Source organism: Rugamonas sp. FW305-51 (assembly GCF_058786935.1).
Genome location: NZ_JBYSZG010000027.1, coordinates 1 through 16,718 on the forward strand (window position 1 = coordinate 1; position 16,718 = coordinate 16,718).

Sequence of the window (16,718 nt, forward strand, 5' to 3'; positions counted from 1 at the left end):
CGCCACTCCATCTTGCTCTCGATCGAGCTTTCATGCACGGGGGCGAGAAATCCTTCCTCATGAACGGTTACGTCCCCATTTTTTCGCCCGCATCACTCTGTCCCTAATTAATTTTTTGGACGTCATTTGAAAATTTAATTCGACTCCGACCCTAATTGTTATGGTTGAATTTTCTGTTGCATTGCACTACTCTAGCTTTTCGATTTTCAAAATGCAGCGGAGAACCCCCATGAAAGCCCAAGGTCTGTACGATCCGTCCAATGAACACGATGCCTGCGGCGTCGGTTTCGTCGCCCACATCAAGGGCAACAAGAGCCATTCGATCATTGAACAGGGTCTGCTGATCCTGAAAAACCTCGATCACCGGGGCGCCGTGGGCGCCGACGCGCTGATGGGCGATGGCGCCGGTATCCTGATCCAGATTCCCGACCAGTACTACCGCGACGAAATGGCCAAGCAGGGCGTGGAACTGCCGCCACCCGGCGAATACGGCGTGGGCATGGTGTTCCTGCCGAAGGAAAACGCTTCCCGCATCGCTTGCGAACAGGAAATCGAACGGGCCGTGCGCGCCGAAGGCCAGGTCGTGCTGGGCTGGCGCAACGTGCCGGTCGACTGCGACATGCCGATGTCGCCCACCGTGCGCGCCAAGGAACCCGTGATCCGCCAGATCTTCATCGGCCGCGGCGCCGACATCATGGTGACCGACGCGCTCGAGCGTAAGCTGTACGTGATCCGCAAATCGTCGGGCCACGCGATCCAGGCCCTCAAGCTGATCCACGGCAAGGAATTCTTCGTGGCCTCGATGTCGGCCCGTACCATCGTCTACAAGGGCCTGCTGCTGGCCGACCAGGTGGGCGTCTATTACAAGGACCTGCAGGATGCGCGCTGCGTGTCGGCCCTGGCACTGGTGCACCAGCGCTTCTCCACCAACACCTTCCCCGAGTGGCCGCTGGCCCACCCGTACCGCCTGATCGCCCACAACGGCGAGATCAACACCGTCAAGGGCAACTTCAACTGGATGCGCGCCCGCGAAGGCGTGATGAAGTCGGCCGTGCTGGGCGACGACCTGCAAAAGCTGTTCCCGCTGATCTACGAAGGCCAGTCGGACACGGCTTGCTTCGACAACGCGCTGGAACTGCTGCTGATGGCCGGCTACCCGATCGCCCAGGCCATGATGATGATGATCCCGGAAGCATGGGAAAACCATGGCCTGATGGACGACAACCGCCGCGCCTTCTACGAATACCACGCCGCCATGATGGAACCATGGGACGGCCCGGCCGCCATGGCCTTCACGGACGGCCGCTACATCGGCGGTACGCTGGACAGGAATGGCCTGCGGCCTGCCCGCTACATCGTCACCGACGACGACCTGGTGGTGATGGCGTCCGAATCGGGCGTGCTGCCCATCCCTGAATCGAAAATCATCCAGAAATGGCGCCTGCAGCCGGGCAAGATGTTCCTGATCGACCTGGAAGCGGGCCGCATCATCGGCGACAAGGAGCTCAAGGACACCTACGCCAACGCCAAGCCTTACAAGGCCTGGATCAACGCCGTGCGCATCAAGCTCGACGCGATCAAGCTGAGCGAGAGCCAGCTGGCCCACAACCGCATCAAGTACACGGCCGCCCCCGGCGAAAGAGCCGTGGCCTCCGTGCTGGACCGCCAGCAGGCGTTCGGCTACACCCAGGAAGACTTGAAGTTCCTGATGGCGCCAATGGCCGTGGCCGGCGAAGAAGCCACCGGCTCGATGGGCAACGACTCGCCGCTGGCCGTCATGTCCAACAAGCTCAAGCCGCTGTACAACTACTTCAAGCAGTTGTTCGCCCAGGTGACCAACCCGCCGATCGACCCGATCCGCGAAGCGATGGTGATGTCGCTGGTGTCCTTCATCGGCCCGAAACCGAACCTGCTCGACACCAACAACGTCAACCCGCCGATGCGCCTGGAAGTGGCGCAGCCCATCCTGGGCTTCGACGACATGGCCCGCCTGCGCGGCATCAGCCTGCACACGGGCGGCAAGTTCAAGTCCTATGAACTGAACATCTGCTACCCGCTGGCCTGGGGCAAGGAAGGCGTGGAAGCGTGCCTGGCCTCGCTGTGCGCCGAGGCGGTGGACGCCGTCAAGTCCGGCCACAACATCCTGATCGTGTCGGACCGTTCCGTCTGCGCCGACCGCGTTGCCATTCCGGCCCTGCTGGCCACCTCCACCATCCACCAGCACCTGGTGAGCAAGGGCCTGCGCGCCTCCACCGGCCTGGTGGTGGAAACCGGTTCGGCCCGCGAGACCCACCACTTCGCCCTGCTGGCCGGCTACGGCGCGGAAGCGGTCCACCCCTACCTGGCCATGGAAACCCTGGTCGAGCTGGCGCACGGCATGCCGGGCGAGCTGTCGGGCGAAACGGCGATCTACAACTACACCAAGGCCATCGGCAAGGGCTTGATGAAGGTGATGTCCAAGATGGGCATCTCGACCTACATGTCGTACTGCGGCGCCCAGATCTTCGAAGCGATCGGCCTCAACAAGTCGCTGGTGGACAAGTACTTCAAGGGCACTGCCTCCAACGTGGAAGGCATCGGCGTGTTCGAAGTGGCGGAAGAAGCGCTGCGCCTGCATAACCTGGCCTTCGGCAACGATCCCCTGCTGGCCCACAACCTCGACGCCGGCGGCGAATACGCCTTCCGCGTGCGCGGCGAAGACCACCTGTGGACCCCGGACGCGATCGCCAAGCTGCAGCACTCGACCCGCGCCAACAACTATTCCAGCTACAAGGAATACGCGCAGATCATCAACGACCAGAGCAAGCGTCACCTGACCCTGCGCGGCCTGTTCGAGTTCAAGCTCGACCCGGCCAAGGCCATCCCGCTCGATGAAGTGGAACCGGCCAAGGAAATCGTCAAGCGCTTCGCCACCGGCGCCATGTCGCTCGGCTCGATCTCGACCGAAGCACACGCCACGCTGGCCATCGCCATGAACCGCATCGGCGGCAAGTCCAACACGGGCGAAGGCGGTGAAGATCCGGCCCGCTACACGATGGAGCTGAAGGGCATCAAGATCAAGCAGGGCGAAACCATGGCCTCCGTGATCGGCAAGGAGCAGGTGGTGGTCGATATTCCCCTGTTGGAAGGCGATTCCATGCGTTCGCGCATCAAGCAGGTGGCCTCGGGCCGCTTCGGCGTGACGGCGGCCTACCTGAACTCGGCCGACCAGATCCAGATCAAGATGGCGCAAGGCGCCAAGCCGGGCGAAGGCGGCCAGCTGCCGGGCCACAAGGTGTCCGAATACATCGCCACCCTGCGCTTCTCGGTGCCGGGCGTGGGCCTGATTTCGCCGCCGCCGCACCACGACATCTACTCGATCGAAGACCTGGCACAGCTGATCCACGACCTGAAGAACGCCAATCCGCGCGCTTCCATCTCGGTCAAGCTGGTGTCGGAAGTCGGTATCGGTACCGTGGCCGCCGGCGTCACCAAGGCCAAGGCCGACCACGTGGTGGTGGCCGGCCATGACGGCGGCACGGGCGCCTCGCCCCTGTCGTCCGTCAAGCACGCCGGTACGCCGTGGGAACTGGGCCTGGCTGAAACGCAGCAGACCCTGGTGCTGAACGGCCTGCGCAGCCGCATCCGGGTCCAGGCCGACGGCCAGATGCGCACCGGCCGCGACGTCGTGATCGCCGCCATGCTGGGCGCCGACGAGATCGGTTTCGCCACGGCGCCGCTGGTGGTGGAAGGCTGCATCATGATGCGCAAGTGCCACCTGAACACCTGCCCGGTGGGCGTGGCCACGCAAGACCCTGTGCTGCGCGCCAAGTTCTCCGGCAAGCCAGAGTACGTGGTCAACTACTTCTTCTTCGTGGCCGAGGAAGCCCGCCAGCTGATGGCGCAACTGGGCATCCGCACCTACGACGAGCTGATCGGCCGCGTCGACCTGCTCGACAAGTCGAAGGCGATCTCGCACTGGAAGGCTCGCGGCCTGGACTTCTCGGCCATCTTCCACCAGCCGGAAGTGCAGAACAACCAGTCCGTGTTCCACACGGAAGAGCAGGACCACTGCCTGGACAAGGCGCTCGACCACAAGCTGATCGCGCAAGCCAAGGCGGCCCTGGAAAAAGGCGAGCGCGTGTCGTTCATCTCGCCGGTGCGCAACGTCAACCGTACGGTGGGCACCATGCTGTCGGGCGAAGTGGCCAAGCGCTACGGCCACGCCGGCCTGCCGGACGACACCATCCACATCCAGCTGCAAGGCACGGCGGGCCAGTCGGCCGCCGCCTTCCTGGCGCATGGCATCACGCTGGACCTGGTGGGCGAAGGCAACGACTACGTGGGCAAGGGCCTGTCGGGCGGCCGCATCATCGTGCGGCCGAACACGGAATTCCGCGGCTGGGCCGTCGATAACATCATCATCGGCAACACCGTGCTGTACGGCGCCATCTCGGGTGAAGCGTTCTTCAACGGCGTGGCCGGCGAGCGTTTCGCTGTGCGTAACTCGGGCGCCACCACGGTGGTGGAAGGCCTGGGCGACCACGGTTGCGAATACATGACGGGCGGCACGGTGGTGGTGCTGGGCGCCACGGGACGCAACTTCGCGGCCGGCATGTCGGGCGGTATCGCCTACGTGTACGACCCGGATGGCGACTTCGCCGGCAAGTGCAACACGGCCATGGTCAGCCTGGAGTCGGTGCTGACGGCAGCCGAGCAGCACGTGGACCGCGCCACCTGGCACACCCAGCATCGCGACGGCGAGCCGGAAGCGGACGAAGTGATCCTCAAGCGCCTGATCGAGCGTCACTTCAAGCACACGGGCAGCACCCGCGCGCGCTACCTGCTGGACAACTGGGCCGAAGGCCGCAGCAAGTTCGTCAAGGTCTTCCCGAGCGAGTACAAGCGGGCCCTGGCCGAAATGGCCGAGGACATGGCGAACGAGGCCGCCGTGGTGCAGCCGATCGCAGCATAAGACAGGACAGACGGCGCCCTTTCCGCCGCGGCGGGAAGGGCGGGCCAGCGCGCCCGACCGACTAGCACAGCACACAATATTGAGGAATTATCGTGGGTAAAATCACCGGTTTCATGGAATTCAAGCGTCAGGAAGAGGCATACCTGCCCACCGCCACGCGCGTCAAGAACTATCAGGAATTCGTCATCACGCTGACGAACGAGCAAGCCAAGGTACAGGGCGCGCGCTGCATGGATTGCGGCATCCCGTTCTGCAACAACGGCTGCCCCGTCAACAACATCATCCCCGACTGGAACGACCTGGTGTACCGCGGCAACTACCGCGAAGCGCTGGACGTGCTCCATTCGACCAACAACTTCCCCGAGTTCACGGGCCGCATCTGCCCCGCGCCATGCGAGTCGGCCTGCACGCTGGGCATCAGCGAAGACCCGGTGGGCATCAAGTCGATCGAGCACAAGATCATCGACGAAGGCTGGGAACACGGTTGGGTGGTGCCGCAGCCGGCCGCCCAGCAGACGGGCAAGAAAGTGGCCGTGGTCGGTTCCGGTCCTGCCGGCCTGGCAGCGGCCCAGCAGCTGGCCCGCGCCGGCCACGCCGTGACCGTGTTCGAGAAGAGCGACCGCGTGGGTGGCCTGCTGCGCTACGGTATCCCCGACTTCAAGATGGAAAAGTCGCACATCGACCGCCGCATCAAGCAGATGGAAGCGGAAGGCGTGGTGTTCCGCACCAGCGTGCTGGTGGGCAAGGATTTCCCCGCCAACGTCAACAACTGGGCCAAGGAAACCATCTTCCCGGAAGACCTGGAAAAGGAATTCGACGCCGTGGTGCTGGCCGGCGGCGCCGAGCAGCCCCGTGACCTGCCCGTGCCGGGCCGCGAACTGAAGGGCGTGCACTTCGCCATGGACTTCCTGCCCCAGCAGAACAAGATCAACGCCGGCGACAAGGTCAAGGACCAGCTCAAGGCCACCGGCAAGCACGTGGTCGTGATCGGCGGCGGCGACACCGGTTCCGACTGCGTGGGCACCTCCAACCGCCACGGCGCCGCGTCCGTGGCCCAGTTCGAACTGATGCCCATGCCGCCCGAGCAGGAAAACAAGCCGCTGGTGTGGCCGTACTGGCCGACCAAGCTGCGCACCTCGTCCTCGCACGAGGAAGGCTGCCAGCGCGACTGGGCCGTGGCCACCAAGCGCCTGGAAGGCAAGAACGGCAAGGTGGAAAAGCTGATCGCCTGCCGCGTCGAGTGGAAGGACGGCAAGATGTCGGAAGTGCCGAACACGGAATTCGAAATGAAGGCCGACCTGGTGCTGCTGGCCATGGGCTTCGTGTCGCCCGTGCAGCAAGTGCTGGAAGCGTTCGGCGTGGACAAGGATGGCCGCGGCAACGCCAAGGCCACCACGGACGGCGAAGGCTGCTACCAGACGTCCGTGCCCAAGGTGTTCGCGGCCGGCGACGTACGCCGCGGCCAGTCGCTGGTGGTGTGGGCCATCCGCGAAGGCCGCCAGTGCGCGCGCGCCGTCGATGAATTCCTGATGGGTTCGTCCGTCCTGCCGCGCTAAGCCGACCGGCTCAGCCGCTGTACTGATTTTTCCCGGCCGGAAGCCGACGGGTGCGACACCCGCCGCTTCCGGTTTTTTTTCGTGCCTCTGACATGTAGCGGGTTGCACTTGTTGCTGGCCGCCGGAGATTTGCTCAGGAACGCATCGCGTTTAAGTTTGCGAAGCATGCTCGGCGATACGTCGCCGAGGTACCCTATCGCTTCAATCACTGCGTCGACTTGCCCGCCATGGTGCCGCGATTGGCTGTCGCGCTGGCACAGACGAGGCCGTTCCCGAATTTTGAATGATTTTCTAGGTGCATCTTCTGGCAGCGCGCCGACGTTTGCACAAGCGCGTTTTTCCTCAGCGGCAGCAGTACGGCATCACTGCCAAGAGCAAGCGACCAGCCACCCAAGACCAGATAGTGCTTTGTGTCGGACATGCTCAGCACGGTATTTGGGCAGCCGGGGCATTAACCTTCTTTAGCCGCTAAGAAATAAGAGCCGTTGCGGAACCCGCGCGCGATGCAGCGGGTTGGAGATGGCTTTTCTTATTGAAGAAGAATGGCTGCAGGCGGGCCGAACTAACTACGCATCAGCCCGTGCCAGGATGTCGGATCTGACCCCGAGCCCCACTGCCATTCTTGCCGCGTACCCGCTCGTGTGCATCTGTCACGGTCTGACCGATGCAACTGTGAAGCGAACCGGCAAGCCAAACTGTCCTAATAACAATAGGTCTTGGTGCGCCAATTCAAAGAAATATTCGCCACCGCCATCGAGATCATCATCGTGCGCAATAAATAGATCTAAATACGCTTCGTCAGCATTCGGCAGCATGTTTAGCTTTTGAGTGCAATTCTTAAAGCGCTCAACAAACTGATGAACGAGGTCTGCAACGGTGGCAGTGTCAGATTCAACAAAATAGGCCCAAAGGCCAGTCTTTGCGGCTATTGGAAGCATTGTTGAGGTAAGCCGCTGTTGCCCAAAACGTTGAGACTTCGAAGGGTCTATTCCAAGTAGACGAGTGATTTCGGTTGGGTCCAGCGATACGCCCTTGATGTAGATCGCTAAAATCAACTTTGCCTTAGTATCGCTCATTTCCGTTTCGAGTCCTCAAGGTTGCCCACGACCGTGCTTGCGCACCTTCCATTCGCCCTCACCAAACACCTTCAGGCCGGTGCTGTCGACCACTAGATGCAGCGGCTCGCCGCTGCGCAAGGTCGGCAGAACGACGTCGAGATCGCGGGCGCGGCGACACAGCGTCGTGTAGTTGGGCACCGGCAAATCGGCGAAGGCAAGCTTGTTCATACTCCCCGCGAAACCCTGCAGCGCGCGCAGCGGCAGGCGAAACACCTGCTTGAGCCCGAGCAACATCTGGATCACCGCATCGGCGTAGACGCAGGGCCGGCCGCGTTTGGCCGTCGCGGCCTGCGCGCCCTGCTGCCATATGCCCCGCTCCATCCAGATCGTCACGTCGTCTCTCGCGATCAGCCCGGCATTGTAGGCCGGCCAGTTTTTAACGCGGTACTTGCCCTTGGGCTCTTGTCGTTGCTGTTTGTCCTTGCGCATCGTTTCAGGCAAAAGATCAGAATCTACGCAAGTTCCTCAAAAGTTAACAGTCCCGACGTGCCGCTTGTGGCGCGTAAACGTCAGTCAACCTGGCCGCGAGCGGATTTATGCAACAACGCCTCCCTACGCCCTCAACGAAGGACCCTCAGCCCTCGTGACCCCGAGGCTTCGGAGCCCTGTGCGTCGTTCAAATTGCGCGCCCGACCTCGTCCTCATACTCTGAGATAATCCGCATTAGAAGCGCTTGTTCAGATTTATCCAATGAGGATGTTAAACCATCCAGTATGCCCTTCAAAAGATAGTATTCGACTTGATTTCCAATACTCCCGCGGCTCAAAATTTTCGCGTACTGACGGGAGTATCGATGACGTAACTCACTTAACGTTATAACACCTGCCGCATGCAGTTCGTGATCAAAAGCCTTGACTTTTTCCAAAGGCCAGTCTCCTGCCATCTCAAGAGAATCATTGATCATCATTCTTAAGCTTTGCCGGGCTTTGCTAGGTGATCGAGCCTCCATCCGATTCAACTCGTCGACCAAAATATTCCCAGTAGGCGTAGGCCGCACATTCTTCACATGCGTAGTGAAGAACAATAGAAAGCCTTTAAGTTCCGCATATTCAGCAGCTAACATTCCCATGCTCCTTATAGCGGGCAACCACATTCGCTGCCATTTCTAAAGTGCGGAAGCCCAAATTCGAGCTCCGCAGCCGGATAGTAAATAAACGGCCCAAACAAATTTGCTCGTGACACGCCCCGGATTGCGTTTCTCGAACCGCCGCCATCGCTCCTGGCACCGCCATTAAAATCGATCATGTGTTGTTCACGACCTCGGATCGAATCGGAATTGGAACTCGACCGGTCCAGGATCGGCGGATCGTAACCTTCTGCATTTAGGGTGCCTTGTTGGCGGCCCCTTTCTCGAACGTTCTCTTCCGGCGTTCCCGTTCCAGAAGTTCGCCCTGTGTAGCAGAGTTTTGTAGTCGGGTTCCACCGAGTGTATGTTTGATAAGTCTTCTCGTCTTGATTGCGTGACATGGCGCGTGTTAACGCCTTAGCCATAGCCAAATTAGCGTCTGCGGCGGGATTGGGGACGCCGGGTACTGGCAGAGGTGGCGCGGGAATCGGAACCTGAAGCCCAGTGGGATCGTAGTAGGTTATTGGGTTCCCGAGTGCATAGCCGTAAGTATTGATGCCTCCGTCCAGCCCGATCGGATCGCTTTGAACATACCGCCCCGTCTGCGGATCAAAATCCCGATAGTAGTTGTAGAAGAGGTTGGTCTCTTTATCGTAATACTGGCCGGGGAAGCGCTGGTTATAGGTGAAAGCGCCCGCGCCGGACGGGTTTTCGTTGGGGCTATCCATGCCAAATGGATCGGAAGTATCCCAACGCCAGACAACGGCGCCTGTCGCGGCGGACTCGATCACGCGCGGGGTGCCGAGATGATCGGGATAGACGTTGTACACGTCGACCGATTTCGCTACGGCGACCGGCATGCCCTCCAGGTAGACCGTCTCCTCGACAGGTGCACTGCCGGCATCGTATTCACCGAGCAGCTGGCCGGAGCCGTCATACGCGTAAACGTTCACCCCACTTGGCACGTAGCCGCCAGCCTTGCTTACACGTTCGCCTGCGCCGTTGTATAGGTAAGTCGTTACGACACCGGCGTTCGTGACACTCGTCATGCGCCCACGATTGCTGTAAGTATAGTTCAGCGTACCGTCGCCGGTCAGATTGCCAGCGGCGTCGAAATTGTTGGTCTTCGCAGGCACAGGGCCGCTGGTGCTCGCCAGGCGATTGCTCGTCGCGCTGATCGTGTTCGAGTAGGTATTGGCGCCCAGGCTGACTTGCGTTCGATTGCCGTTGGCATCGTAGCTGTAGCTTTGTGACGTCGTGGCGGTCGTGTAGCTCGTGAGTCGATTGAGCGCGTCGTAGCCGAAGCTTTGGTTGTAGGCTGCCGCGGTTGCATCGCCGCTGTGCGCCATGGCCGTGATGCGGCTGGCGGCGTCGTAGGTCAGGGTACGGGTAAGGCCGCTCCCCATCGGGTAGGTCTTGACGCGGCCGTCGATGTCGAAGGTACGTGCGACGATGCCGCCATTGCCCCACTGCCAGGACTGCACGGCGCCGAATGGTGCGTACTGGATGTTGTCCAGCAGGACTTTCGCTTCGCCGGTTGCTGCGGTCAACGTCATGCGCAGTACGCGGCCGTTGGCGTCGTAGTCGTAGTCGATGCGATTGCCGCTTGGATAGGTCAGGCTTTGCAGCTTGCCGTCGGCGCGGTACGCGTAGCTGGTCGTGCGGGTGAACGTCGTGCCCCCGGCAATGGTCGTCTGTGTTTTGTTCAGCAGGCGACCGGCCTGGTCGTAGCCGTAGCTGGTCTGGCCTGACTCGTCGATCATCTTGGTCAGGCGGCCGATGGCGTTCGGCGCGCCCGATGCACCGCCGTCGTATTCGAACTGCGTTGGCACGCCGCCGCCGTAGGAGATGCTCGTTACGCGCGAGAGCACGTCGTAGGTGTAGGTCGTGACTTTGCCGCGCGCGTCGGTGGACGTGAGTAGATTGCCAGCGTTGTCATAGGTTTTTGTCGCGCTTCCCGTATCCGGGCTCGTCATCGAGGACTGCAGGCCCAGGCCATCGACCGTGTAGCTGGTCGTCAGACCACGTGGATCGCGCACGCCGGCCATCTGGTCGCGTGCATCGAGCGTGTAATTAACAGCAGGACGTGCCGCGCCGGCGACGGGTGGCGGTTGCAGCTGTTTCGTCACCCGGTTCAGGCTGTCGTAGGTGATGTCGGTCACTTGCTGCAGCGGATCCTTGATCTGGGTGCGATTGCCGTTGTAGTCGTACTGGTAGTTGTAGATCGTATCCTGCGTCTGTGCCATTACAGGATGCGACACTGCAATCAGGGCTGCCGCGACTGCGGCCAGGTGGCGGTGGCTCATTGCATACCTCCGGTCTGTTGGGTCATGCGGCCGAGGTTGTCGAAGATGCGCGAGGTCTGGCGCGCCAGCGTACCGTTGGGGTCGCGCACTTGTTCGGCGGTGCGGTTGCCGAGGCCATCGAGGGTATAGTCGATGCGGTTGCCCAACGTGTCGCTGATGGAGGTCCGGCGGCTGGCGTCGTCGTAACCGTAGTTGATGGCACTGCCGTCGGGTAGTGTGACCTTGGTCATATTGCCTACGCCGTCGTAGTCGTAGCTGGTGGTCTGGCTGTGGCCATCAGCAGATACGGTGCGGCTGCTTAGCCATCCGCGCGGCGTATAGGTCATGGAAATGGTTTCACCGTTCGGTTTGGTGATGGTGCCGGGGTGGCCGCTGACGTCGTAGTTCGACATGGCGGTCGTGTGGCCAGCCGCGTTGACGATGCTGGCCAGATTACCTGCGGCATCGTAGGTGAAGGTGGTGGTGTCGTTGACGTCAGTACGCGGACCTTTGATGGTCAGTACCTGGCTGGCGGCGTTATATGTGTAGGTCCAGGTATGCCCCTCGCTGGCCGGTGCGCTCGGCCAGCGAGGGTTCGACAGGCAGTGGATGTGCCTGAGTTTGCGTCGAATGCGTCCCGCCTACTCGCCAGGAGCTTTGCCAAATAAATTGCGAATGCTAGCGGCAGCTCCTCGGCTCAACAGCAATTCGATTACTTGGCGATGCCCACCTTGATACGCATAGTGGAGTGGCGTGGACTCCATGTCGCCCAGTTGGTCGATATCGAGCCCCGCATTCAGGAGAAGTTCGATTGTCCTGGCATCCCCATTTTGGGCGGCGATATGCAAAAGTGAATCACCGTTGGAATCAACGTAGGTCAACGGATCGATCGGATCGGTTGGATCATCGGACTCGTAGTTTGTCAGATAGAAGTACTTCTGTTGAAGTTCGGCTTTCGCCTCTGCACTTAGCATCAGGGACATTTACATCCTGCCTTTTTAATTTTCTCTTGAAGGTTATTTATTGCACGCTGGGATTGAGCAATCGCGTCTGCGTGGTGACTACCCCACTTGGCATCCCAAACCATCCTTGCCGCCAAGAGGTCTTGCTCTCGCTTCAGTTGCCACTTCAAGCGTTCGCATTCGTCCATGTTGGGCGGTGGCGGCTGCCTATATGCATCCTTATACGCCTGGTGCTCCGCCGCTGCTTCCGGGTCGTTAACGCGTGGCGGCTTAATCGTGCTTGCATAGACACCGCCACCAACGAAAGCCACCACGCCAGCAGCACATGCCGGATTCGCGGCACACCAAGACGCTGCCACGATCGATTCGCCGATGCAAAAGTCCTCGATGCACTGGCCAGTCGGGTCCGAGTATTTTAGCGGGTTTGCTGCTACATATCCGTAGGTGTTGATACCACCGCCCAGCCCGATCGGATCGCTTTGAATATACCGCCCGGTCTGCGGATCATAATCCCTGAAGTAGTTGTAAAGGTTATTTGTCTCCTTATCATACAGCTGACCAGGGAAGCGCTGATTATAAGTGAAGGCACCCGCGCCGGATGGGTTTTCGTTAGGGCTATCAATGCCGAACGAATCGGAAGTATCCCAGCGCCAGACAACGGCACCGGCCCCGGCGGACTCGATCACGCGCGGCGTGCCGAGGTGGTCAGGGTAGACGTTGTAGACATCGATCGATTTCAGCACAGCAACAGGCATGCCGTCGAGGTAAACAGTCTCCTCGATAGGTGCGTTGCTCGTGTCATATTCGCCGAGCAAATGGCCGGAACCGTCATATGCGTAAAAGTTCACGCCACTTGGCACGTAGCCGCCCGCCTTGCTGACGCGTTCACCCATGCCGTTGTACAGGTAAGTCGTGCTGATACCCGCGTTCGTGGCACTCGTCATGCGCCCACGATTACTGTACGTATAGGTCAGATTGCCGTCGCCGGTCAGATTGCCGGCGGCGTCGAAGGCATTGGTCTTCGCGGGCAGAGGGCCATTGGTACCCGTCAGGCGATTGCTCGTCGTGCTGATCGTATTTGCGTAAGTATTGGCGCCGATGGTGAATTGCGTTCGATTGCCATTGGCATCGTAGCTGTAGCCCTGTGACGTCGTCGGGGTTGTGTAACTGGTGAGTCGATCGAGCGCGTCGTAGCCGAAACTCTGATTGTAGGCCGGCGCGCTCGCATCGCCGGTATGTGTCATGGCAGTGATGCGGCTGGCTGCATCATAGGTCAGGGTACGGGCAAGGCCGCTCCCCATCGGGTACGTCTTGATGCGGCCATCGAGGTCGAAGGTACGTGCGGCCAAGGCGCCATTCCCCCACTGCCAGGATTGCACGCCGCCGAATGGGGCATACTGGATATTGTCCAGCAGGACCTTCACTTCGCCGGTTGGCGCGTTCAAAGTCATCCTAAGCACACGGCCGTTGGCGTCGTAGTCGTAGTCGATGCGATTGCCGCTCGGGTAGGTCAGGCTTTGCAGCTTGCCGTCGGCGCGGTACGCGTAGCTGGTCGTGCGGGTGAACGTCGTGCCGCCGGCAATGGTCAGCTGCGTTTTGCTCAGCAGGCGACCGGCCTGGTCGTAGCTGTAGCTGGTCTGGCCAGACTCGTCGATCATCTTGGTCAGGCGGCCGATGGCGTTCGGCGCGCCCGATGCACCGCCGTCGTATTCGAACTGCGTTGGCACGCCGCCGCCGTAGGAGACGCGCGTTACGCGCGAGAGCACGTCGTAGGTGTAGGTCGTGACTTTGCCGCGCGCGTCGGTGGACGTGAGCAGGTTGCCTGCGGTGTCGTAGGTTTGTGCCGCGCTACCGGTATCCGGGCTGGTCATCGCGGACTGCAGGCCCAGGCCATCGACCGTGTAGCTGGTCGTCAGGCCGCGCGGGTCGCGCACGCTGGCCATTTGGTCGCGGGCGTCGAGCGTGTAATTGATTGCTGGGCGCGTAGCGCCCGCGACGGGGGGCGGCTGCAGCTGCTTGGTCACCCGGTTCAGACTGTCATAGGTGATGTCGGTCACCTGCTGCAGTGGATCTTTGATCTGCGTGCGATTGCCGTTGTAGTCGTACTGGTAGTTGTAGATCGTGTCTTGCTGCGTCTGCGCCATTGCTGGATGCAAGGCGATAAGCAGGGCTGAGGCGGCAGCGCTCAGGTAGCGGCGGTTCATTGCATACCTCCGGTCTGTTGGGTCATGCGGCCGAGGTTGTCGAAGATGCGCGAGGTTTGGCGAGCCAGTGTGCCGCTAGGGTCGCGCACTTGTTCGGCCGTGCGGTTGCCGAGGCCATCGAGGGTGTAGTCGATGCGGTTGCCCAACGTGTCGCTGAGGGAGATCAGGCGGCTGGCGTCGTCGTAACCGTAGTTGATGGCGCTGCCGTCGGGTAGTGTGACCTTGGTCATATTGCCTACGCCGTCGTAGTCGTAGCCGGTGGTCTGGCTGTGGCCATCGGCAGAAACGGTGAGGCTGCTTAGCCATCCGCGCGGCGTATAGGTCATGGAAATGGTTTCACCGTTCGGCTTGGTGATGGTGCCGGGGCGGCCGCTGACGTCGTAGTTCGACATGGTGGTCGTGTGGCCAGCTGCGTTGACGATGCTGGTCAGATTGCCTGCGGCATCGTAGGTGAAGGTGGTGGTGTCGTTGACGTCAGTACGCGGACCTTTGATGGTCAGTACCTGGCTGGCGGCGTTATACGTGTAGGTCCAGGTTTGCACTGGGCCGACGACAGCCGCGTTAAGGCCTAGAGAGCCGTTGGCGTCCGTCGTGGCCTGGATCGACTTAGTCAGCATGTTGCCGACGGCGTCATAAGTGTACGTTGTGATGCGCAATGCCTCCGCGGCCTTTAATGGGAGAGGTAGCGACGGATGCCAACTGGTCGTTGTCGTGCGTTTAACGGATGTGTCGTTGAACGCCTCTGTGCTCGTTAGCTCAAGATTACGGGTCAGGTCGAAGGTCTTATAGACCCTGTTGCCTTTGAAGTCGTAGTCGGAATTGCGATTTCCATTTGCATCGTATGAGTAGCTGACAGTGTTGGACACTGTGCCGTAAGTTTGCGTCAAGGCACCGACGACAACTTTTCCATTGACAGTCGAGAACCCGTAGGTGCGGACCGCTCCGAGTGGATCGGTAACGGTATTGGCGGCGTAATCAAACGTGTATTGCTCAATGTTGTTCGCCCGCGCGGCGGATATAGGCCAGCCCTTGTCGTTGTACTTAATGCTTCCGGTACGCACAACATTTCCCGGCGTGATTTCATCGGCTATCCCGGTCAGGTATTGCCACGCTGACGTTTTCGAATTGACGGAATCTGTCTCGTCATAATAATACTCACGATGCCCACCACCCGGGTAAGTCACGGTGTTCACCGCGGCGAATTTTCCGCCGTAGGTGTACTGATAGATGTTCCCGGCAGGGTCCGTCATGGTGGTGATACGCGCCGCCTCGTCATATGTGAAGTGCAGCGATTGGCCCAGATCGTTTGCCACGTCCGTGAGAACCCCCGATCGGCCATCTATGGTCGCTGGCGTGCTGTAGGTCAGCGTGATCTTGCGGCCCCGCAGATAGCGAATCTCTGCCAGCCGACCGCTGGCATCATAGACTTCGATGTCTCCATTTTCCAGGGTCAGTAGCCATTGTGTAGGGTTATTGGCCGCATCGCGAGCACCGACAAGCAGCTTTGGCCTGGTAACACCGTCTGTGGCCCAGGTATTCCCCCCGTCCGTGGAAGCAAAGTAGAAACCATAGCCATCCGGGTTAACAATATTGACCGCCTGCTGACCTGCGCTGAAAGGTCCCCAGTCGTCGGTCCAACTTCCCGTGCCGTCCGGTTTTGCATGCCACTGATAGGTGTACGTCTTCTGCGGATCGTATTTTTTCAGCGTGAGCGTTTTGGCGTACGTATGGCGCCATGAGTAGCCCAGCGCACCTTGATCGGCCTGCAGCTTGCTTGAGTAGTATCGAACGAACTCCAGGCCCTTCGGCGAGGTGTAGTCTTTTTCGAACAGGACTTCTTCTTTATTGCCGAATTTGACCGGGTCACCATGGCACGGACAATCAGGCGGCGTTTCCGGTGCGCCGTAGCATTTTCGAGTAGCGTCGTGGGGCTGAGGGTTTATAGTCTCGGGACAAGCATCGGAATAATAGGCCCCCCGACCCAGTGGTAGCCATCTTTGTTAGGCCAGTAGTAGCAATAGAGATTAGCCGGGGCTTGGTCGGCCACTGGCGGTGTCGTATTGGGATGGATGTATCCTATGCCCCCACACTGGGCAATTGCCGCACTATACCAATCGGGAAACAGTGTATGAACGGGCATAGTGAACGATGGACCAAAAGCTACCCAGTAACCATGCACTGGCTCCCGAGCGACGTTCTGCGCGAAGCTGAAAGTCGAAACAAGCATAAGACAAAACAGCAGTCCGATCTGCGTGCGCAAATGTTTCCAAGGCTTGCTAATGATACTAACCATGAGGATCCTCCTATTGGCAATCCCGAACAGAATTGCCAAGGTCATTAAGTGAAAGCCAGGAGGATATCAAAATGTTGCCACAGGAAAACTATCCGAACGTCACGAACACAAATAATTGCATTTGCGCGGCTATACACCTATGCGTCAGGACGGAAGTACCGTCATCTCCGTTTTTTGGTTGCAATGCAACAAATCAATCTGGTTTCCGAATGTAACTTGCTGACTTTTCGTTCATTAGTGTTGTATCATTTGCCATTTCCCGTCCCGATTCGGGGCGCTG

General features: G+C 60.0%; 10 protein-coding genes and 2 pseudogenes. 2 read left to right on the forward strand and 10 right to left on the reverse strand.

Annotated elements, in window-relative coordinates; translation table 11 throughout:
- Window positions 1–229: 229 nt before the first annotated feature.
- Together AC3WOS_RS18060 and AC3WOS_RS18065 are read left to right on the forward strand one after the other, a co-directional pair.
- The gene (locus AC3WOS_RS18060; RefSeq protein WP_492717409.1) at window positions 230–4,954 is read left to right on the forward strand and encodes a glutamate synthase-related protein; all 4,725 of its coding nucleotides are present in this window, start codon (window positions 230–232) and stop codon (window positions 4,952–4,954) included.
- Between the two features lie 92 nt (window positions 4,955–5,046).
- On the forward strand, window positions 5,047–6,510 hold the full coding sequence (locus AC3WOS_RS18065; RefSeq protein ID WP_492717410.1) for a glutamate synthase subunit beta: 1,464 nt from the start codon (window positions 5,047–5,049) through the stop codon (window positions 6,508–6,510).
- 205 nt (window positions 6,511–6,715) lie between these two features.
- On the opposite strand, the gene AC3WOS_RS18070 is transcribed toward AC3WOS_RS18065, so the two are convergent.
- The 10 genes and pseudogenes from AC3WOS_RS18070 to AC3WOS_RS18115 all read right to left on the reverse strand — a co-directional run.
- Window positions 6,716–6,931, reverse strand: a complete 216-nt coding sequence (locus AC3WOS_RS18070; RefSeq protein ID WP_492717411.1) for a hypothetical protein — start codon at window positions 6,929–6,931, stop codon at window positions 6,716–6,718.
- Between the two features lie 229 nt (window positions 6,932–7,160).
- Complete coding sequence (locus AC3WOS_RS18075) at window positions 7,161–7,586, reverse strand: DUF4279 domain-containing protein (protein WP_492717412.1); 426 nt, start codon at window positions 7,584–7,586, stop codon at window positions 7,161–7,163.
- A gap of 30 nt (window positions 7,587–7,616) precedes the next feature.
- A pseudogene (locus AC3WOS_RS18080) lies at window positions 7,617–8,057 on the reverse strand (IS5 family transposase); the annotation flags it as partial.
- A gap of 187 nt (window positions 8,058–8,244) precedes the next feature.
- Complete coding sequence (locus AC3WOS_RS18085; protein WP_492717413.1) at window positions 8,245–8,691, reverse strand: hypothetical protein; 447 nt, start codon at window positions 8,689–8,691, stop codon at window positions 8,245–8,247.
- Between the two features lie 11 nt (window positions 8,692–8,702).
- Window positions 8,703–11,000, reverse strand: coding sequence for an RHS repeat-associated core domain-containing protein (locus tag AC3WOS_RS18090; protein WP_492717414.1), 2,298 nt, complete (start codon window positions 10,998–11,000; stop codon window positions 8,703–8,705).
- Window positions 10,997–11,611 (reverse strand): hypothetical protein, encoded by a 615-nt coding sequence (locus tag AC3WOS_RS18095; RefSeq protein WP_492717474.1) that lies wholly within the window; start codon window positions 11,609–11,611, stop codon window positions 10,997–10,999. Before AC3WOS_RS18095 ends, AC3WOS_RS18090 begins: the two co-directional genes overlap by 4 nt.
- 9 nt (window positions 11,612–11,620) lie before the next feature.
- Window positions 11,621–11,962, reverse strand: coding sequence for an ankyrin repeat domain-containing protein (locus tag AC3WOS_RS18100; RefSeq protein ID WP_492717415.1), 342 nt, complete (start codon window positions 11,960–11,962; stop codon window positions 11,621–11,623).
- Window positions 11,953–14,145 carry an RHS repeat domain-containing protein gene (locus AC3WOS_RS18105; RefSeq protein ID WP_492717416.1) on the reverse strand — a complete coding sequence of 731 codons (2,193 nt, stop codon included), beginning with the start codon at window positions 14,143–14,145 and terminating at the stop codon, window positions 11,953–11,955. Before AC3WOS_RS18105 ends, AC3WOS_RS18100 begins: the two co-directional genes overlap by 10 nt.
- Entirely contained in the window at window positions 14,142–15,458 is a 1,317-nt protein-coding gene (locus tag AC3WOS_RS18110; protein WP_492717417.1) for an RHS repeat protein, read from the reverse strand. The genes AC3WOS_RS18105 and AC3WOS_RS18110 overlap by 4 nt, the downstream gene beginning before the upstream one ends.
- 390 nt (window positions 15,459–15,848) lie before the next feature.
- Window positions 15,849–16,130: pseudogene (locus tag AC3WOS_RS18115) on the reverse strand (DUF6531 domain-containing protein); the annotation flags it as partial.
- Window positions 16,131–16,718 lie beyond the last annotated feature (588 nt).